This window comes from Roseateles sp. P1_C6, from assembly GCF_056406315.1.
Window position 1 is genome coordinate 117,556 of sequence record NZ_JBFUAK010000010.1, and the last position, 18,199, is coordinate 135,754.

Consider the following 18,199-nt stretch of genomic DNA (forward strand, 5'->3'; position numbering starts at 1 on the left):
CATCGGGTTCAGGGGTTCTGGTGCTCGGTCCAGCCGCCACCCAGGGCGCGGACCAGTTGCAGGTAGGCGGCCGTCTGTTCGCGGGCAGCGTCCAGTGCGTCGCTGCCGGCCGTCAGCGCATTGCGCTCGTCGCGGGCCAGCGCGTAGCCGCTCAACAGGCCGGCGCCGGCCTGGGCGCGGCTGGCATCGGCGATGCGTTGCCAGTGGCCGCGCGTGCTTTCGGCCTCGCGGCGGCGCGCGTCGGCGGCATGCCAGCGCAGCAGCGCCTGCTCGACCTCGGCCACCGCGCCGCGCCATTGCGCTTCCAGGCCCGCACGGGCTTCGGCCTCCTGGGCCCGGGCGGCCGCCGTGGCCGCGGCCTGGCCGCCACCGTCGAAGATCGGAATGGACAGCGTCGGCGCCAGGCTCCAGATCGTGCCGCTGGTGCTGCCGGAGCCCAGCTCCCAGCGGCCACGGCCGACCAGCGCCGAGAAGCTCAGCTGCGGCGCGCGCTCGGCGATGGCCTGGCCTTGCGCGTCCAGCGACGCGGCCTGCCACTGGCGCAGCGCGGCGGCCAGGTCGGCGCGACGCGCCAGCAGCGTGGCCGGCAGCACGTTGACGGCCAGCGCCGCGGGCGCGGGCAGGGGCCGCGTGTCCAGCTCGCGTGCCAGCGTGGCGGCGTCGTCGGCCACCAGCAGGGCCAGCGTCTGCAGCCAGCTGCCGCGCTGCTCCACCCAGGCCTGCGTCGCGGTGCGCGCTGCCGCCGCCAGCGTCTGGCTCAGCGCGGCCTGCGCGGCGCTCAGCGTGCCGGCGCGGGCCTGCGCGTCGTCGGCCCGGGCCAGGCGCTCGGCCAGCGCCTCGTCGCTGCGCGCCAGCGTCAGTTGCGCGTCCGCGTGGCGCCAGGCGAACAAGGCCTGGCTGACCTCCACGGCCAGCGTCTGGCGGGCATGGGCCAGCGTCAGCGCGGCGGCATCGGCACGAGCGCCCGCGGCGTCGCGGCTGGCGCGGGCACTGCCGAAGAGATCGATCTCCCAGCCAGCCTGCAGCGTCCATTTCGCGCTGCTGCTGGGCGTCAGCGGCGGCGCCATCTGGCTGCGCTGCGGCGCGACCTGGCTCTGCAGCGCCGGGCCCAGCGCCGCCTGCGCGGACTGGCGCTGCGCCTGGGCCAGCGCCAGCCGCGCCCGGGCCTGTGCCAGCGTGGGGCTCTGCGCCCAGGCCTTGTCGATCAGGCCGCCCAGCGCCGGGTCGTTGAAGGACAGCCACCAGGCCGGCGCCAGTTCAACCGCGCCGGCGGCGGGGGTCAGCCATCCGGCCGGCACGCGCGCCGGCACCTCGGGTGCGGGCGCCTTGGGGGTCGTGCAGGCGGCCAGCAGGGCGGCAAGCGCCAGCGGCAGGAGTCGTGTCGAAAGCTTCATCGGGGGCGTCATCAGGGGGTCAGGCCGCGGCGGCGGCGCTCGTGGTCGACGAGCACCAGGCCCCAGTCGACCAGGCGCTCACCCGCCTGTTCCAGTGCGCCCGGCGCGTCCAGCCAGCCGGGCGTCATCAAGTCCATCAGTGGGCGGCTCAGGCAGTAGTCGTGCGCCATGGCCTGCAGGCCGTAGAGCAGCTGGTTGACGGCGTCGTCCGGCTCGGCCAGGCCCATGTGCCGGGCCAGCACGCCGGCCATGCTCTGGTGCACGGGCACCATCAGTTCGCGGAAGACCTGCGCGAACACCGGGCTCGGCCGCTGCATCTCGTTCAGGAACAGCTGCATGACCGCCCGCTCGTCGGGGTGGTCCTCACTGACCATGAAGGGCGTCAGCACGCGCCGCAGCACCTCGCGCAGCGACAGCGCCGGGTCGTCGAAGCCGGCCAGCTCGGCATGCAAGGCCTCCAGCGGCCCGGCCAGCACGGCGCGGTACAGGCCGTCCTTGTCGCCGAAGTGGTAGTGGATGGCGCCGGCGTTCAGCCCGGCCGCGGCACAGATCTCGCGCGTGGTCGTCACCGGCACGCCCTGCTCCGCGAACAGCCGCGTGGCCGCGCTCAGCAGCGCGGCGCGGGCGTCGACGGCGTCCTGCTTGGGGCGGCGCCCGGCGCGCGGCGGCGGCGGGGCGGCGGGCGAGGCGGATTGGGGTGGCTGGGGCGTAAGGGACTTCCTGGGCATGGGGGGCGACTTTATCCACAATCAAGCGCTTGATTGATTTCGTTTTGTATCGTTTTTTCGCATTCGGTGGCGACCGGCGCGGGGGATTCCACCCGTGAGCCTGGCGCTTGAACAAGCCCTAGACTGGCCCGATGAAGCACGCCGCCCTCCTGCTGCTCGCCGCAGCGTCACTCGCCCGCGCCGAGCCCATCGGCTCGGTCGACACCGCCTTCAAGCTCATCGGCCCGGACCACAAGATCGTCGTGGACGCCTATGACGACCCGAAGGTGCAGGGCGTGGCCTGCTATGTGTCGCGCGCCAAGACCGGCGGCATCAAGGGCGCCATCGGCCTGGCCGAGGACAAGGCCGAGGCGTCCATCGCCTGCCGCCAGGTCGGCCCGATCGCCATCAAGCAGCCGCTGCCGCACCAGGAAGAGGTGTTCAACGAGCGCATCTCGCTGGTCTTCAAGCGGCTGCGCATCGTCCGCATGGTGGACTTGCAGCGCAACACGCTGGTCTACCTGACCTATTCCGACCGCCTCATCGACGGCTCGCCGCAGAACAGCATCACTGCCGTGCCCGTGGGTCGCGACACGCCGATCCCGTTCAAGAAATGAGTTTCACCGACGCCCTGTTTGCGCTGATGCCCATGCAGGCGCTGGCCGCGGCGCTGGTGCTGATCACGCTCGTGGGCTGGCGCGGCGCCAATGCCGGCGGGCGCTGGGCCCAGGTGGGCATGGTGGCGCTGGCGCTGGGCCTGGCGCTGCTGAGCCCGGCGCTGGGCAGCCGCTTCAGCGTGCCCCATGGCCTGCACACCGCGGGCATCGCCGCCGTCAGCCTGGGCTTGTCGGCGCTCTGGTGGGCACTGGGCCTGTGGCTGGTGCCGCGCCCCGGGCGCCGGGCGATGGCCGCCGCGCCACTGGCCCTGGCCATCGGCTACGGGCTGCTGTGGGGCGACCGGCTGCTGGCGCAGACGCTGGCCGACGTCGTCCTCGGCGCCCAGTTGGCCTGGCTGGGCGTGGCGCTGACGCTGCCCGGCCGCAGCACCGTGCTGCAAGGCCTGAACAGCCGGCGCTGGCGCCTGCTGGGCCTGGCCGCCGTGCTGCCGCTGCTGGGCGCCATGCTGTGCCGTGCCGCGGCCACGCTGCTGGGCGACACGGCTCCCTGGCCCGACCTGCTGCTGGGCCTGGCCGGCCAACTCGCGCTGCTGCTGACTTTGCCCATGCTGCTGATGGCCTGGCGCGGCCAGATCGAGGCCGAGCTGGCGCGGCTGGCGCAGACGGACGGCCTGACCGGCCTGACCGACCGCACGGCCTTCACGACGCGCTCGGTCGACCTGATCTCGATGGCGCGCCGCTACGACGAGCCGTTGGCGCTGGTCGTGCTGGACCTGGACGACTTCGCGACGCTGCAGGCCGAGCGCGACATGGACTTCGCCGACCGCGCGCTGGCCTTGTTCGCCAGCTGCGTGCAGGCGCAGATGCGCCTGGGCGACCTGGCCGGGCGGCTGGCCGGCGAGCAGTTCGGCGTACTGATGGCGCGCTGCCTGCCCGAGGGCCCGCAGGCGCTGGACGCCCGGCTGCGCGCCGCGCTGGCCGAGCGCGCGCCGGCGACGCTGGGCGTGAACCTGTCCTTCAGCGCCGGCTGGGCGAAGCTGCGCCCCGGCGACCGCGGCCTGCCCGACCTGCAGCGCCGCGCTGAGACGGCGCTGTACGAGGCCAAGCGCGCCGGCAAGGGCCGGCTGATGGCCGAGCCGGGGGTGGCGGATTGAGCAGCACCGACAATCTCGTCGACGAGTGGGTGGGCCACAACCTGCTGGGCAGCGACCCGGCCTTGCTGGCCGCGCTGCAGGAGGCCGCGCCCCAGGCCGTCGCGCCGCTGACGCGCTACGGCGCCGAACTGGGCAGCGCCGAGACCGCCCAGCTGGCGCGCGACGCCAACCGTTTCGGCCCCGCACTGCGCCAGCTGGACGCGCGCGGCCGCCGCGTCGACGCGGTCGACTTCCACCCCAGCTGGCATGCGCTGCTGGCCCTGTACCGCCGCCAGGGCCTGGTGGGCGATGTGTTCGCCACCGACACGCCCGGCCGCTGGACGGCGTTCGCGGCCGGCTGCTATCTGCATGGGCAGGTGGAGGCCGGCTCGCTGTGCCCGGCGACGATGACGCAGGCCGCCATCCCGGTGCTGCAGAAGCAGCCCGAGCTGTTCGCGCCGCTGCGCGACCAGTTCTTCAGCCGCGAGCACGACCCGCTGGACCGCCCGATGACGGAAAAGCCGTCGATCTGGGTCGGCATGGGCATGACGGAGAAGCAAGGCGGCTCCGACCTGCGCCGCGTGACGACCACGGCCACCGAACAGCACGACGGCAGTTATCTGATCACCGGCCACAAATGGTTCTTCTCGGCGCCCACCAGCGACGCCCACCTCGTGCTCGCGCGCACCGACGCCGGCCCGACCTGCTTCTGGCTGCCGCGCTACACGCCCGACGGCGCGCGCAACGCGGTCCAGGTGATGCGGCTGAAGGACAAGCTGGGCAACCGCAGCAACGCCAGCAGCGAGGTCGAGTTCCAAGGTGCCTGGGCGCAGCGCCTGGGCGACGAGGGCCGAGGCATCCCGACGCTGATCGAGATGGCCGGCTACACGCGGCTGAACTGCGTCATCGGCAGCGCGGCGCTGCTGCGCGCCGGCCTGGTCCAGGCCCTGCACAACGCCCGCGAGCGCCACGCCTTCGGCCGCCATCTGGCCGAGCAGCCGCTGATGCAGACGGTGCTGGCCGACCTCGCGCTGGAAAGCGAAGCGGCCATGCGGCTGATGCTGCGCCTGGCCCGAGGCTTCGAGCAGGGCGAGCCGGCCTGGCAGCGGCTGATGACGCCGGCCGCCAAGCTGTGGGTCTGCAAGCGTGCCATCGAATGCACCGGTGAGGCGATGGAGCTGCTGGGCGGCAACGGCTACGTGGAAGACGGCGTGCTGGCGCGGCTGTACCGCGAGGCGCCGGTCAACTCCATCTGGGAGGGTTCGGGCAACGTGATGGCGCTGGACGTGCTGCGCGCCGTGGCCCGCGAGCCTGACGTGGCGCTGGCCTTGCTGGACGATTTCGCCGCCAGCCCCGATGCACCCGTGCAGGCCGAGGCCCAGGCCTTGCGCCGCCTGCTGACCGGCGACCCGGCCTCGCTGGAGGCCCAGGCCCGCCGTGTCGCGCAAGGCCTGGTGCTGTGCGCGCAAGGCCTGCTGATGCGCGAGCAGTCCTCCACCGCGGCGGCCGACGCCTTCATCGCCACCCGCTTCGGCGGCGCTGGCCGGCTGCTGGGCACGCACGCCGTGCCGCAGGCGGCGCAGATCCTGGACGCGGCGCTGGCCGGCTGATCAGCGGCCTTGTCGGCCTTCTCCGACACGGCGACGCGCCACAGGCCGATCCGAAGGCCGGCGCCCTTCGACCATCCTCTGGGCACAAATTTCCTGTCCACCCGGAGCGACACATGGCCGAGCACAGCACCCCGATCGAGTCCACGATGCAAACCCAAGGCGCGAATCGTCCGCTGCTGTCAGCCCTGTCCCGCTGGTGGGCGCCGGCCGCGCCGGAGCAGGCGCAGGACCCCGAGCTGGGCTACGAATCGGCGCTGCCGTGGACGCTGGACGAGTCCGGCGACGGCGGCCACGCGCTGTACTGACAGCCCTCAGGCCAAAGAGAACGGCGGCAGCCCCCGTGGGCTTGCCGCCGCTGTCGTTGGCAAGCGCGCCCCGCGCGCTTTGCCGCCCTACTGGATCAGCCCGTTCTTCAGCGCGTAGTAGGTCAGGTCGCTGTTGGTCGCCAGCTTGAGCTTCTCGAGCACGCGCGTGCGGTAGGTGCTGACGGTCTTGACGCTGAGGAACAGCGCCTCGGCGATGTGGCCCACGGTCTCGCCCTGGGCCAGCCGCAGGAAGACCTGGAACTCGCGCTCCGACAGCATCTCGTGCAGCGGCTTGTCGTTCGCCGCACCCGATGAGCCGCCACCCACGACGCTGTCGGCCAGCTGCTCGGCCACGGCCGGGCTGATGTAGCGGCGACCGCGCGCGACCAGGCGGATCGCGTTGGCGATCTCCTCGGGATCGCATTCCTTGTTCAGATAGCCGCTGGCGCCCTGGCGCAGCAGCGTGGTCGCGTAATGCGCCTCCGGGAAGCCGCTGAGGATCAGCACGGGCAGCTCCGGGAAGCGGGCCTTGATGGCCGCGAGCGCGTCGACACCGCTCTGGTCGGGCATGGAGATGTCGAGCAGCAGCACGTCGACCTCGCCGCGGCGCGCCATCTCCAGCGCCTCGTGGCCGCTGCCGCCTTCCCCTGTGACGCGCAGGTCCACATGGTCAGACAGGAACTGGCGCAAGCCAGTGCGCACGATGGCGTGGTCGTCGACGATTCCGATACGGATCATGGTGGGGGCCAAGTTGAGCAGACGCGCCAGCGTAGCAGCCTGTCGAGCCGGCCGCGAGAGGCCGCCGTCCTACGTTGTCGACAGCGGCGTCTTACAGAGCACCGCGCCGCGGGACTATGCCGCCGCCGACGCCACACCCCGATAGTCGAGTCACGGCCCCTGAGCCGCCATCAAGCTTCCATAAAGGAGTTTTCAAATGAACAAGCCCGTCCTGACCCTGGCCCTCGCCACCGCCCTCGTTGCCACGCTCGCCAGCACCAGCGGCTGCGCCGTTGCACGCAAGCAGGAAACCGTCGGCGCCTACATCGACGACGCGACGCTGACCACCCGCGTCAAGTCCAAGTTCGCGGCCGACCCGACCGTCTCCGCCATGTCCATCAGCGTCGAAACGCTGAAGGGCACCGTGCAGCTGTCGGGCTTTGCCAAGAGCACCGAGGAGCGCTCGATGGCCGAGAAGCTGGCGCGTGAGACGTCCGGCGTTGTCGCCGTGCGCAACGACATTGCCGTGCGCCAAGGCAATTGACCGCTCTCTCCTAGGATAAGTCCTACAGCGCGACGCGCTGCAGGCGCTGCCGGCCCGACGCCGAAGCGGTCCATACTTGAGTCCATTCACGCAACATCGCCGCCGGGTCATGCCAGCACTCAAAGCCTTCATCGTCGAGGACAGCCCGGTGATCCTCGAGAACCTGGTCGCCACGCTCGAAGAGCTGGCCCAGGTGGAGGTGGTGGGTGCGGTGGCCGACGAGGCCGGCGCCGTGCGCTGGATGAGCCGGGACCCGGACGCCAACGCGGATCTCTTCATCGTCGACGTCTTCCTGCGCTCCGGCACGGGGCTCGGCGTGTTGCAGGCAGCCCAGCAGCTTGGCGTGCGCGCACGCCGCGTCGTGCTCACCAACTACGCCACCGAGGAAATGCGGCGCCGCTGCGCCAGCCTCGGGGCGGAGCGGGTATTCGACAAAAGCCGCGAGCTCGATGACCTGATCACCTATTGCGCCGAGCTGGCCGAACATGTCGCTCCCCGCCCGGCTGCCGCAGCGAGTTGAACGGCACGCGGTGCTGCGTCATCTCGACCCCTGGCTGGAGGGAGCGGCACGCAACCGCGGCGTCGCCGTGGGTCTCGCCGCCCTCGCCGCCGCCGCCGTCATGGGCGTCAGCGAAGCCGCCTTCTGGGGCGCCGACCAGGCGCTCAACCAATCCCAGGCTCGCCATCTCGCTCGCGACGACAGCCTGCGCCTGCGCGAGCTGCTGACCACCGCCGAAACCGCCCAGCGCGGTTTCCTGCTGACCGGTCGCGACGACTATCTGGCGCCGGTGCAGCAGGCGGAGCACGAGCTGCCCGCCGTGCTGACCCGGCTGCGCGGCCAGTACGCCAGCTCCGAATGGGAGGCGCTGGTGGCCGACGCGAGCCTGCGCGCCAACGAAAAACTCTCCGAGCTGCAGCTCGTCATCAAGCTCTACCGCGAGGGCAACGGGCCGGCCTGGCAGGGCCTGGTCGAGTCCGACATCGGCCGCGAGAAGATGCAGGCGGTGCGCGACGCCGTCGGCCAGCTGGACCGCCACGAGCTGGGCCAGATCGCCCGCGAGCGCGACGCCGTGCTGCGCTCCCTGACGTACGGCCGCTTCGGCGTGCACGGGCTGACGCTGCTGAGCCTGTTCGGCCTGGCCATCTTCCTGCGCCGCAACGAGGCCTTGCACAAGGCCAGGCGCGAACATGCGCAGGAGCTGGCCCAGGAGCGCGACCGGCTGGACCGCGAGGTGGCGCGCCGCACGGCCGAGCTGACCGAGCTGGCCCGCCACCTGCAGACCGTGCGCGAGGACGAACGCGCCCACCTGGCGCGCGAGCTGCACGACGAACTCGGCGCGCTGCTGACGGCGGCCAAGCTGGACGTCGCCCGCATCCGCCGCATGACCAAGACCGCGGCGCCCGAGATCGACGAGCGGCTGCGCCACATGAGCGAGCTGCTGGACCAGGGCATTGCGCTGAAGCGCCGCATCATCGAGGACTTGCGCCCGTCGGCGCTGTCCAACCTGGGCCTGACGCCGGCGCTGGAGATCCTGACGCAGGAGTTCGCGCAGCGCTCCGGCCTGCAGCTGAGCCTGGAACTGGCCGAGACCGCCACGCACGACGCCGACCGCCTGGCGCTGTACCGCCTGGTGCAGGAGGCGCTGACCAACGTGCTGCGCCACGCCAAGGCCAAGCATGTGCGCGTGAGCCTGGGCGAAGCCGACGGCTGGCTGCAGCTGCACATCCGCGACGATGGCCAGGGCTTCAACCCCGACGCCGTCGGTGCCGGCCACCACGGCCTGCTGGGCATGCGCTACCGCATCGAGAGCCTGGGCGGCACGCTGCAGCTGCTGTCCGCGCCGGGCCGTGGCACGCTGGTGCTGGCCAGGCTGCCACGCCGGCCGGCGCCGGAGCCCGCGCCCGCCCCCACGGCAGACACCGAGCCGGGCACGCTGCCGGCATCCTGAAGTCCTACAGACCGAGTCTGCACAGGCCGACACGGCCGTCCATCCCCGGACTCGAAACTGGCGCCCGGGCTCCTCGCAGGCGAGGCAGCCGCTTCCCCAGGAGCGCCACATGCAATTCCCGAAGTCCCTGCATGCCGAAGGCTGGCACACCCAGATGCAGCAGCTGCTTCACAGCGACGACAGCCCGTCACCGCGGGCGAGCCGACGCTTTCACACGGCGCTGGCCGTCGTCGCCGCTGGCGTGCTCGCCGCCAGCGTTGGCATCAGCGCCATCGACGACCCGAGCCCACTGGACGTTCAGCTGAGTCGCGCGATGCACCAGGCCGGCAACACGCTGCAGGACTGGCAGGCCCAGTTGTCACGTGGCCTGCAGGTCTCGCTGCGCGCGGTGGCCGATGGCAACGACCGCAAGCCGGCCGCCGCCGCCGCCGCGCGGACCCTCGTCGCCAACGCGGCACCCGCCATTGATGCCGACGACCGCGACCAGCCGGTGCAGCCCCAGGCCGGCGCCGCAGCCAAACCCTAGCCCTCGGCGAGCGCCGCTTCCTCGGCCGCGGCCAGCAGGTCGGTCAGCGGCTCGGGGCGGTGCAGCAAGAAGCCCTGCACCTCGCCGACGCCCAGTCGCACCAGCTCCAGCAGCACGTCCGGCGTCTCCACGCATTCGGCCACCGTCGTCAGGCCCAGCGTCTGCGCCACGTCGACGAAGCTGCGCACGGCGACTTGGTCCAGCGGGTCCGTCATCAGCGCGCGCACGAACTGGCCGTCGATTTTCAGCAGGTCCACCGGCAGCGCCTTCAGGTAGCTGTACGAGGACGCGCCCGCGCCGAAATCGTCCAGCGCGATGCGTGCACCCAGCGCGCGCATCTGCGTGATGAAGCGCGCGGCGTCGCTCAGCCGCGTGATGACGGCCGTCTCCGTGATCTCCAGGCACAGTGCCTGGGCGCGCACGGGGCCCAGCTGCAGCAGCAGCGAGCGCGCTTCCTGGTGGAAGGCCGCATCCTGCAGCGTCAGGCCCGACACGTTGACGGACAGTGCGGCAATCTCGGGCGTGCCCTCGCGCTGCAGCAGCGCCACGGCCTGGCGCAGCACCCAGCGGTCCAGCCGCGGCGCGATGTGAAAGCGCTCGGCGGCCGGCATGAAGGCGCCCGGCAGCACGCGGCTGCCGTCGCGCTCGCGCAGCCGCAGCAGCAGCTCGCCGCGCAGCCGGCCGTCGTCCTCGGCGCCCTGGGCGGGCATGACGCGCTGCAGGTCCAGCTCGAAGCGGTCCTCGTCCAGCGCCTGCTGCAGCCGCGTCGCCCAGCGGTGCTCGCTCTGGTGGGCGCGCAGCGTGGCGTCATCGTCGGCCCAGACCTGCACGCGGTTGCGGCCCAGCTCCTTGGCGATCATGCTGCAGGCATCGGCCTCGCGCAGCGCCGCCTCGGCGTCGGGCCAGCGCGTGTCCAGCGGCGCCACGCCGATGCTGGCACCGATGCGAAAGCGCTGCTCGCCGTGCACGTAGCGGTACTGATCCAGCGAGTCGCAGAGCTTCTGCGCGACGCGCACCGCCTCTTCCAGCGAGCAGTTCTCGAGGATGGCGGCGAACTCGTCGCCGCCCAGGCGGGCCACCGTGTCGCGGCCGCGCACGCCGGCCTCCAGGCGCTGCGCCACCTCGCGCAACACCTCGTCGCCGGCGGCGTGGCCGCAGTGGTCGTTGACGAGCTTGAAGCGGTCCAGGTCGATGGCCAGCAGCGCGTGATGGCAACTGTCACGCCGTGCGCGCTCGAAGGAGCGTGACAGCCGCTGCTCGAACTCGTTGCGGTTGACCAGGCCGGTCAGGCTGTCGTGGCTGGCCCGCCAGCGGATCTCGTCCCACTGGCGGCGCTGCTGCGTGACGTCGCGGAACACGAGCACGGCGCCCAGCACGCGGCCTGACGCGTCGCGGATGGGCGCGACCGAGTCGTCGACCGCACGCAGTTCGCCGTCGCGGCCCAGCAGCACGGCGCCGCCCGGCAGGCGAGTCGGTCGGCCCGTGCGCAGGCAGCGCTGCACCGGGTCGGGCAGCGGTTCCTGGCTGTCCTCGCGCTGGGTTTTGAAGACACTGCCGGCCAGCTCGCCGCAGGCCTCGGCGGCCGACCAGCCGGTCAGCCGTTGCGCCACCGGGTTGAGCCAGGTCACGCGGCCTTCGGCATCCGTCGTCAGCACGGCATCGGCGATGGACTGCAGCGTCACCGACAGAAGCTCGTGCTGCTCCTCCATCTGCTGCTGCATGCGGCGCGCGTCGCTGACGTCCCAGCAGACGCCGGACAGGCGCAGCGGCCGACCGCGGGCGTCGCGCAGCACGCGGCCGGCACTGCGCAGCACATGCGTGCTGCCGTCGGGCCAGCAGACCCGCCACTCGCCTTCGAACTGCTGGCCGCCCTGCAGCGCGCCACGCAGCGCCTTCACCGCCGCGCGGCGGTCCTGAGGGTGCAGCCGGCGGCGCCAGGCCGCCAGGTCGACGCGCTGGCCGTGCGGCGCCTCGCCGTGCAGGCGCCACATGGCATCGTCCCAGGCCAGGTCGCCGTGGCGCTGGTCCAGGTCCCACACGCCGATGCCGCCACTGTGGGTGGCCAGCGCCAGCCGCTGCAGGGTGCGCTCCAGCTCGGCGCGCACCTCGGCGGACTCGGTCACGTCCTGCATGACGACGCCCACACGGCGCTGCGCGCCGTCCTCGTCGCGCCCGCCGACGACGCGAATCACGCGCCGGCCGTGCGGGCCCGCGTCGCAGGGCAGCTCCACATCCCAGCGCTGGCCGTCGGCGTCGGCACGGCGCAGCGCCGCGTCCAGCATCGCCGCGCCGTCGGGGCCGAAGCGGGCCAGCACCGAGGCGAGCGTGGGCACCTGGCCGACGGCCAGGCCCAGCAGGTCACAAGCCGAGTCCGACAACACCAGTTGCCCGGTGTCGGCCTGCCATTCCCAGGCGCCGACGCCGGCCAGCCGGCTGCAGCGCTCCAGGAAACGCGCGTTCTGAGCCAGCGCGATGGCAACGGCGGAGCCCGCCGCGTCGCCGTCGGGTGTGAGGCCGCGTTCGGGCGCGCCCGTCGGCAGGGGTTGGCTCATGCGTGCTCCAGGTCCAGAGGCGGGCAAGCTTGATTCTGGCCGCGCTGCCCACGCGTCGGCTGGGCGACGAAGTCCGCGTAGGACAAGGCCGCATCTGCGCCTTGTTACAGCGTCGCGGCACTGGCTGACAACGGCCGCGCCGCGGGTCACGTTCAATGGGCGCAGACGGCCCCAAGCCGCTCAAAGGAGCCACCATGACCAACAACAGCAACTCCCTCACCCGCTGGATCGCGCCCGCGCTGCTGACCCTGGCCGGGTTGACCGCCATGCCGGCGGCCCAGGCCGCCGACGTGGGTGTGTCCATCGGTTTCAGCCAGCCTGGCGTTTATGGCCGCGTCGACATCGGCCGCTACCCGCAGCCGGTGCTGCTGGCGCCGCAGCCGGTCATCATCGGCCGCCCGGTCTACCGTGAACCGGTCTACCTGTGGGTGCCGCCCGACCACCGCCGCGACTGGCGCCGCCATTGCGGCTACTACGGTGCCTGCGGCGCGCCGGTCTATTTCGTCCAGGACGGCTGGTACCACCAGCACGTCGTCGTGCGCGACCGCGACTGGCGCCGTGACGACTGGCGCGACCATGACCGCCATCGCGGCCACGGGCGCGGACATGACCACGGCCGCGGCCATGGTCACGACCACCACCGCGACTGATCCTCGGCATTAGGGCGCGCCGGGCCCGCAGTTCCAGCCTTCGCCGAGCGGGGCGGCCGCCTAAAGTCGGGCATCACCAGACCGTTGTGCCGCACCCGAGCGGCTGGCTCGGATGCCCGACCCCTCACCCCGACACCCCCTCCCCCCGCTGACGGCGCCCCCCGCGCCGCGTTGGCGCTCGGCTTATGCCTGGCCGATGGCGCTGGCGCTGGCCGCCTGCGGTGGTGGCGGCAGCGACAGCGCTGCGCCCGGCGACGGCACCGCGCCACCGCCGCCGGTCTCGGCACCCAGCCCGCTGCCCATGCCCACGCCGGTGCCCGCGCCGCCTCCCGGCTCGTCGCCGCCGCCATCCACACCGCCGCCGCCGGGCTCACCGCCACCGCCGGCAACGCCTCCGCCCCCCACCACACCGCCGCCACCCCCACCGCCGCCACCGCCCGCGCCGGTGTCGGGCGTGGTCGCGGCCGGCATGGCCATGACGGCGACCACGGCTACGGTGACCGTCGTGGACGAAACGGGCAAGGCCATCGCCACCGGCAAACCGGTCACTGCGACGGGCGCTTACGGCCCCATCCCGCTGACCGGTGCCGGCCCTTTTCGCGTGCAGGCCTGCGGCATGGCCGGCGAGCGGGCGCTGTGCGTGTGGGGCGCCACCACCCAGGGCGGCACGCTAAACCTGACGCCGCTGACCAGCGCCGTCACCGTGCTGGCCAGCGGCCAGCCGCCCGAGACGCTGATGACCGGCCCCGTGCAAGGCCTGACCGACGCCGCGATCGCCACCGCCCAGACCCAGTTGCGCACCGCGCTGGCGTCGACGCTGACCGACGCCGGGCTGGCGAGCGACTTCGACCTGCTGACCGGCGCGCTGACGGCGGGCACGCACACCGGCTACGACCGCATGCTGGACACCGTCGCCGTGAGCATGGGCCTGGACGGCAAGGCCTACGTGACGCTGAGCTCCGCGCTGGGCAGCGGGCTGGCCTATCTGGAACCGGGAACGTCGCAGGGCAGCCTCAGCATCGACGCCGCGGCGGCCGCGGTTGACCACGTCGGCATCGACAACCTCTACAAGTCGCTGGCTGCGGCCATGCCCGTCGCCAAGTTGTGCCCGACCGCGCTGCAGCCGCTGCTCGACCCCGGCGTGCGCGCCAGCGCCGACATCGTGGTGCCCAGCTTCTCGGGCGTGCAGCTGGGCTCCCAGGTGCTGTGCGGCCACATGGGCGGCCTGCTGGTCGGCGACACCGAAACGCTGGAGGGCGCCAAGCTGTTGCCGACGGTGCCCAGCCGCTGCGATTTCACGGGGGCGGACCCGGTGTGCCGCGTGACGCTGGTCTTCCAGACGGCCACCCCGCCAAAGGGCGCTCCCCCTACCGCGACGCCCAAGGACGTGCTGCGGCAGTTGGGCATCGAACAAACCGTCGTCAAGCGGCCCGGCGGCTGGCTGCTGCTGGGCAACCGCCTGGAGGTGCAGGCCACAGCAGTGGCCCGGCTGGTGCTGACGCGCCGCGTCGACCAGACGGCGGCCGATACCTACAGCCGGTACCTGGACCTGCGCATCCCCGCCTACCCCGGCCTGCAATGCGCCCGCGCCAGCCAGAAGGACAGCAGCGGCACCGACGTGGCGCTGGCCTTGTTCAAGCCGGTGACCGGCGGCACCTACCTGAGCCTGTGGGCCACCGGTGCCAGCAATCCGGCACCCAGCCTGGACCCGGCGAGCGGCGCCACGCTGGGGGCCAACGCGGTCAGCCTCGCCGTGCCCAGAACCGCCGCGGGCGACACGACGGCGCGCAACTTCATCCGCACCGGCCGCATGCTGAAGGTCGAGCTGTTCAGCGACGGCAGCTGCAGCACGCCGATGGCCGGCGCGGATGCTGGCGCGGTCACCATCCAGGTGGCGGGCCAGCTGCCGGTGACCGCGGTCGGCATGACCGGCCAGGCCTGGCCGGCGGTGGCAGCGACATCGCTCACGGCGCTGTCCGACCTGAAGGGCGCGGTCAACGCCACGGTCAGCTACGGCCCGACCTGGGATTTGCCGCGCAAGGAACTCGCCGTCAACCGCGCCCAACTCTGCTCGCTGGACCCCAACTGCGGCAACAAGCTGGCGGAGCTGGAGCTGGCCCCGAACGCGACCACCGCCAAGCTGTCCGCGACCGTCGGCCTGCTGGGGCTGGACGCCAAGGACTACAAGTTGCTGCGCCTGACCGGCCGCACACCGGACGGCCTGGTGCTGCAACTGGACAACGCGTCCTGCGCCAACGTGGTGGCCGGCTCGCCCTGCTGAGCCGTCAGCGCGCCACGCGCAGCAGCTTGCCGCTGTCGGTGAGCAGCAGCAGCGCGCCGTCGCTGGCCGGCTTGACGGCGCGGATGCGCTCGCCCAGGTCGGCCAACAGCCGCTCGCGCGCGGTGACGGTGTCGCCCGACAGCGTCAGCCGCCACAGCGCCTGGCCGGCCAGCGCACCGACGAACAGGCTGCCCTGCCACTCGGGGAACATCGCGCCGCTGTAGAAGGCGATGCCCGCGGGCGCGATGGAGGTGGGCACCCAGGTGGTCAGCGGCTCGACGAAGCGCGGCGCATGCGTGCCGCCGCCGATGGCGCAGGCCGTGCCGACCGGGTCGCCGTAGTTGCAGCCGTAGCTGACCAGCGGCCAGCCGTGGTTGCCGCCGGCGCGGGCGATGTTGATCTCGTCGCCGCCCTGCGAGCCGTGCTCGCTGATCCACAGCTCGCCCGTGCCGGGGTGCAGCGCCGCGCCCTGCGGGTTGCGGTGGCCCAGGCTCCACAGGCCCGGCCGCGCGCCGGCGCCGAAGCTGGGGTTGTCCGCGGGCAGACTGCCGTCGCGGTTCACGCGCACGACCTTGCCCAGCGTCTGCGCCACATCCTGCGCCGGGCTGCCCAGCTGGCGTTCGCCCAGCGTGATGAACAGCGTCTTGTCGCGCGCAAAGACCAGCCGCGAGCCGTAGTGGCCGCTGCCGCTGACCTTGGGCGCCTGACGGAAGATGACCGTCAGCCCCTGCAGGGCATTGCCGACCAGCTGGGCCCGCGCGACGGCCGTGCCGGCCTTGCCGGCTTCGGCGCCGGCGCCCGGCTCGGAAAAGCTCAGATACACCCAGGCGTTGCTGGCGAAGTCGGGGTCCAGCGCGACGTCCAGCAGGCCGCCCTGGCCGGCGCTGTCGACGGCGGGCGCGCCGCTGACGGGCTGGCTGCTCGCATAGTCCGCCGCCACGCGCACCAGGCTGCCGCCGCGCTGCGTGACCAGCCAGCTACCGTCCGGCAGGGCCGCAAAACCCCAGGGTGCGTTGAGCTGCACGGCCTGGGCCGTCGCGCGCAGTGCCCCGGCTGGAACGGGCGCGGAGGCTGGTGTCGCCACCGGCTCCGCGCCCGGGCCCCCACCGCCACCGCCGCAGCCCACGAGGCCGCCCAGCAAAAGCGCCAGGCCGGCGACGGTGACGCGCGGCAGAACGGGTGTGGCGGTCATGCTCATGCATTGCACCCAGGCGGTGGAGGCGAACCGATGATGGCGCATGCAGCGCCGTTTGCAGTAAGCAAGTATTGCGGCCGCCATGCGTGCGGGATCTCACGCTCGTGCGAATTTCAAGCCGGCGCTTGTTGCCGTTCGTAAGCGGGACCATCGCTGCGCAACCTGGCGTTACGGCCTCGACCGCGACGCGGCCAAGATGCGCGGCCGCCACCCCTTGCCGACGACGATGCGCCTGCCCGCCCCTCCTCTCGCACGCCCCCGCTGGGCCGCCCCTGCCAGCGCGCTGGCCTTGTCGACCGCGCTGTTGATCGGCTGCGGCGGTGGTGGTGGCGGTGGTGCCACCGAAAGCCCCGGCAGCACGCCCGCCGGCGCCGACCCGACATCGCCACCCGCGGCCACCGTGCCGCCGATGACGCAGCGTGACGCGGTGCGCCTGGCCTCGCAGGCCAGCTTCGGCGCGACCGAGGGCCTGGTCACGCAGATGCGCACGCAAAGCGCCGCCGCCTGGGTACAGGCCCAGCTGAAGCAACCGCAAACATCCCACTACACGGCCGGCGGCACGAGCGCGGTGCACACCAACACCAGCGGCACGGACTTCTGTGACCTGGCCGCCAACAAGGGCGACAACTGCTGGCGCGACGCCTTCTCCAGCCAGCCACTGCTGTGGGATTTCTACCGCAACGCCGTCGGCCAGCCCGACCAGCTGCGCCAGCGCGTCGCCTTCGCGCTGCAGCAGATCCTGGTCGTCAGCAACCTGGAGGTGGAAGGCACCTACGGCCTGCGCCGCTACCAGAACGCGCTGCTGGACAACGCGTTTGCCAACTATCGCGACGTGCTGCGCGCGGTCGCGCTGAGCCCGGTGATGGGCGACTACCTGAACGGCGTCAACAACGACAAGGCCGCCCCCAACGAAAACTTCCCGCGCGAGCTGCTGCAGCTGTTCTCGCTGGGCACCTGCCTGCTGGAGGCAGACGGCAGTCTGAAGGGCGGCCGCTGCCAGGCCACCTACAGCAACGCCGACGTGCGCGCCTATGCCTATTCGCTGACCGGCTGGACCTACCCCGCGGGCGGCAAGTCCAAGTGGAGCTGCTCGCCCAAGGGCAGCAACTGCACCTTCTACGACGGCGAGATGGCGCCACTGGCCAGCCTGCACGACAGCGCCGAGCGCACGCTGCTGGCCGGCGGCAAGAAGGCTGCCGGCAGCACGCCCGCGCAGGCGCTGGACGCCGTGCTGGACAGCCTGATGGCCCACGCCAACATGCCGCCTTTCATCGGCCGCCAGCTGATCCAGGCCCTGGTGCGCTCCAACCCGTCGCCCGCCTACGTGGGCCGCGTGGCCACGGCCTTCCAGAGCGGCAAGTTCAGCACGGACGGCCTCAGCTTCGGCACCGGCCGCGCCGGTGACCTGAGCGCCACCGTGGCCGCCGTGCTGCTGGACGCCGAGGCGCGCGGCGATGCGGCGCCCGGGTCATCGGGCGGCCGGCTGCGCGAGCCGGTGCTGATGATGACCGGCGTGCTGCGCGCGCTGAACGGCCAGACCGACGGCGACGCGCTGGGCTGGTGGTGGGGCGAGACGCTGCGCCAGCATGTGTTCCGCTCGCCGTCGGTCTTCAACTTCTACCCGCCGGACTACCCCGTGCCCGGCACCCAGCTGACAGGCGGCGCCTTCGGCATCCACAACGCCAACACGTCGCTGGAGCGCCTGAACTACCTGACCTACCTGCTGGACTGGGGCGGCTCCAAGCCCAGCACCGGCGTGCCCGGCGCGACCGGCACCGGCGTCACGCTGGACGCCTTCGACGCCGACGCGGCCGATGCCGCCGCGCTGGTCGACCGGCTGTCGCTGCTGGCCCATGGCGAGGTGCTGGCCGCCGGCCCGCGCGCCAAGGTCGTCGACGCCGTGGCCTGGTGGACCAACAAGACCGATGCCAAGAACTGGCAGCGCAACCGCGTCAAGGCCGCCGCCTACCTGGTGTTCGCCGCACCGGCTTACCAGATCGTCCGCTGAGGGAGTCATTT

At 72.6% G+C, this 18,199-nt stretch carries 17 protein-coding genes; 11 read left to right on the top strand and 6 right to left on the bottom strand.

What is annotated here, in order from left to right; all coding sequences use genetic code 11:
• Positions 1–8: 8 nt before the first annotated feature.
• Positions 9–1,394, bottom strand: coding sequence for a TolC family protein (locus AC1D29_RS21800; protein ID WP_477901344.1), 1,386 nt, complete (start codon positions 1,392–1,394; stop codon positions 9–11).
• Positions 1,395–1,405: 11 nt separating this feature from the next.
• Entirely contained in the window at positions 1,406–2,122 is a 717-nt protein-coding gene (locus AC1D29_RS21805; RefSeq protein ID WP_477901346.1) for a TetR/AcrR family transcriptional regulator, read from the bottom strand.
• A 131-nt stretch (positions 2,123–2,253) separates the two neighbouring features.
• Here AC1D29_RS21805 and AC1D29_RS21810 point away from each other — a divergent pair, with 131 nt between their 5' ends.
• The 4 genes from AC1D29_RS21810 (at position 2,254) to AC1D29_RS21825 (ending at position 5,766) form a co-directional block, all read left to right on the top strand.
• Entirely contained in the window at positions 2,254–2,718 is a 465-nt protein-coding gene (locus AC1D29_RS21810; RefSeq protein WP_477901348.1) for a CreA family protein, read from the top strand.
• Entirely contained in the window at positions 2,715–3,872 is a 1,158-nt protein-coding gene (locus tag AC1D29_RS21815; protein WP_477901350.1) for a GGDEF domain-containing protein, read from the top strand. The genes AC1D29_RS21810 and AC1D29_RS21815 overlap by 4 nt, the downstream gene beginning before the upstream one ends.
• A complete protein-coding gene (locus AC1D29_RS21820; RefSeq protein ID WP_477901352.1) occupies positions 3,869–5,461 on the top strand; it encodes an acyl-CoA dehydrogenase family protein in 1,593 nt (530 codons plus the stop codon). Before AC1D29_RS21815 ends, AC1D29_RS21820 begins: the two co-directional genes overlap by 4 nt.
• A gap of 146 nt (positions 5,462–5,607) precedes the next feature.
• On the top strand, positions 5,608–5,766 hold the full coding sequence (locus tag AC1D29_RS21825) for a hypothetical protein (protein WP_477901354.1): 159 nt from the start codon (positions 5,608–5,610) through the stop codon (positions 5,764–5,766).
• Between the two features lie 87 nt (positions 5,767–5,853).
• On the opposite strand, the gene AC1D29_RS21830 is transcribed toward AC1D29_RS21825, so the two are convergent.
• Positions 5,854–6,504, bottom strand: a complete 651-nt coding sequence (locus AC1D29_RS21830; RefSeq protein ID WP_477901356.1) for a response regulator — start codon at positions 6,502–6,504, stop codon at positions 5,854–5,856.
• A gap of 196 nt (positions 6,505–6,700) precedes the next feature.
• On the opposite strand from AC1D29_RS21830, the gene AC1D29_RS21835 reads away from it, so the two are divergent.
• From AC1D29_RS21835 to AC1D29_RS21850, 4 genes are all read left to right on the top strand, one after another.
• Positions 6,701–7,027 carry a BON domain-containing protein gene (locus AC1D29_RS21835; protein ID WP_477901358.1) on the top strand — a complete coding sequence of 109 codons (327 nt, stop codon included), beginning with the start codon at positions 6,701–6,703 and terminating at the stop codon, positions 7,025–7,027.
• A gap of 109 nt (positions 7,028–7,136) precedes the next feature.
• Positions 7,137–7,547, top strand: coding sequence for a response regulator transcription factor (locus tag AC1D29_RS21840; RefSeq protein WP_477901360.1), 411 nt, complete (start codon positions 7,137–7,139; stop codon positions 7,545–7,547).
• Entirely contained in the window at positions 7,513–8,976 is a 1,464-nt protein-coding gene (locus AC1D29_RS21845) for a CHASE3 domain-containing protein (protein ID WP_477901362.1), read from the top strand. The genes AC1D29_RS21840 and AC1D29_RS21845 overlap by 35 nt, the downstream gene beginning before the upstream one ends.
• Positions 8,977–9,085: 109 nt before the next feature.
• Positions 9,086–9,502, top strand: coding sequence for a hypothetical protein (locus AC1D29_RS21850; RefSeq protein WP_477901364.1), 417 nt, complete (start codon positions 9,086–9,088; stop codon positions 9,500–9,502).
• Here the strand turns inward: AC1D29_RS21850 and AC1D29_RS21855 are convergent.
• Positions 9,499–12,054: an EAL domain-containing protein gene (locus AC1D29_RS21855; RefSeq protein WP_477901366.1), complete on the bottom strand. Its 2,556-nt coding sequence runs from the start codon at positions 12,052–12,054 to the stop codon at positions 9,499–9,501. The genes AC1D29_RS21850 and AC1D29_RS21855 overlap by 4 nt on opposite strands.
• 194 nt (positions 12,055–12,248) lie before the next feature.
• Here AC1D29_RS21855 and AC1D29_RS21860 point away from each other — a divergent pair, with 194 nt between their 5' ends.
• Complete coding sequence (locus tag AC1D29_RS21860) at positions 12,249–12,704, top strand: hypothetical protein (RefSeq protein ID WP_477901368.1); 456 nt, start codon at positions 12,249–12,251, stop codon at positions 12,702–12,704.
• Positions 12,705–12,887: 183 nt separating this feature from the next.
• Here the strand turns inward: AC1D29_RS21860 and AC1D29_RS21865 are convergent, their stop codons facing one another.
• Positions 12,888–13,226 (bottom strand): hypothetical protein, encoded by a 339-nt coding sequence (locus AC1D29_RS21865; RefSeq protein WP_477901370.1) that lies wholly within the window; start codon positions 13,224–13,226, stop codon positions 12,888–12,890.
• Between AC1D29_RS21865 and AC1D29_RS21870 the strand changes: the two genes are divergently transcribed.
• On the top strand, positions 13,210–14,985 hold the full coding sequence (locus AC1D29_RS21870) for a hypothetical protein (protein WP_477901372.1): 1,776 nt from the start codon (positions 13,210–13,212) through the stop codon (positions 14,983–14,985). The genes AC1D29_RS21865 and AC1D29_RS21870 overlap by 17 nt on opposite strands.
• 4 nt (positions 14,986–14,989) lie before the next feature.
• Here the strand turns inward: AC1D29_RS21870 and AC1D29_RS21875 are convergent, their stop codons facing one another.
• Positions 14,990–16,183, bottom strand: a complete 1,194-nt coding sequence (locus AC1D29_RS21875; protein ID WP_477901374.1) for a PQQ-dependent sugar dehydrogenase — start codon at positions 16,181–16,183, stop codon at positions 14,990–14,992.
• A gap of 193 nt (positions 16,184–16,376) precedes the next feature.
• On the opposite strand from AC1D29_RS21875, the gene AC1D29_RS21880 reads away from it, so the two are divergent.
• Positions 16,377–18,188, top strand: coding sequence for a DUF1800 domain-containing protein (locus tag AC1D29_RS21880; protein WP_477901376.1), 1,812 nt, complete (start codon positions 16,377–16,379; stop codon positions 18,186–18,188).
• Positions 18,189–18,199: the final 11 nt, after the last annotated feature.

What these genes read in the sequence shown, in the direction of transcription:
- AC1D29_RS21830 (WP_477901356.1), bottom strand. Translation starts at nt 6,504, where the DNA reads ATGATCCGTATCGGAATCGTCGACGACCACGCCATCGTGCGCACTGGC.
- AC1D29_RS21815 (WP_477901350.1), top strand. Translation starts at nt 2,715, where the DNA reads ATGAGTTTCACCGACGCCCTGTTTGCGCTGATGCCCATGCAGGCGCTG.
- AC1D29_RS21875 (WP_477901374.1), bottom strand. Translation starts at nt 16,183, where the DNA reads ATGAGCATGACCGCCACACCCGTTCTGCCGCGCGTCACCGTCGCCGGC.
- AC1D29_RS21855 (WP_477901366.1), bottom strand. Translation starts at nt 12,054, where the DNA reads ATGAGCCAACCCCTGCCGACGGGCGCGCCCGAACGCGGCCTCACACCC.
- AC1D29_RS21845 (WP_477901362.1), top strand. Translation starts at nt 7,513, where the DNA reads ATGTCGCTCCCCGCCCGGCTGCCGCAGCGAGTTGAACGGCACGCGGTG.
- AC1D29_RS21880 (WP_477901376.1), top strand. Translation starts at nt 16,377, where the DNA reads ATGCGCGGCCGCCACCCCTTGCCGACGACGATGCGCCTGCCCGCCCCT.
- AC1D29_RS21840 (WP_477901360.1), top strand. Translation starts at nt 7,137, where the DNA reads ATGCCAGCACTCAAAGCCTTCATCGTCGAGGACAGCCCGGTGATCCTC.
- AC1D29_RS21850 (WP_477901364.1), top strand. Translation starts at nt 9,086, where the DNA reads ATGCAATTCCCGAAGTCCCTGCATGCCGAAGGCTGGCACACCCAGATG.
- AC1D29_RS21825 (WP_477901354.1), top strand. Translation starts at nt 5,608, where the DNA reads ATGCAAACCCAAGGCGCGAATCGTCCGCTGCTGTCAGCCCTGTCCCGC.
- AC1D29_RS21800 (WP_477901344.1), bottom strand. Translation starts at nt 1,394, where the DNA reads ATGAAGCTTTCGACACGACTCCTGCCGCTGGCGCTTGCCGCCCTGCTG.
- AC1D29_RS21860 (WP_477901368.1), top strand. Translation starts at nt 12,249, where the DNA reads ATGACCAACAACAGCAACTCCCTCACCCGCTGGATCGCGCCCGCGCTG.
- AC1D29_RS21835 (WP_477901358.1), top strand. Translation starts at nt 6,701, where the DNA reads ATGAACAAGCCCGTCCTGACCCTGGCCCTCGCCACCGCCCTCGTTGCC.
- AC1D29_RS21805 (WP_477901346.1), bottom strand. Translation starts at nt 2,122, where the DNA reads ATGCCCAGGAAGTCCCTTACGCCCCAGCCACCCCAATCCGCCTCGCCC.
- AC1D29_RS21810 (WP_477901348.1), top strand. Translation starts at nt 2,254, where the DNA reads ATGAAGCACGCCGCCCTCCTGCTGCTCGCCGCAGCGTCACTCGCCCGC.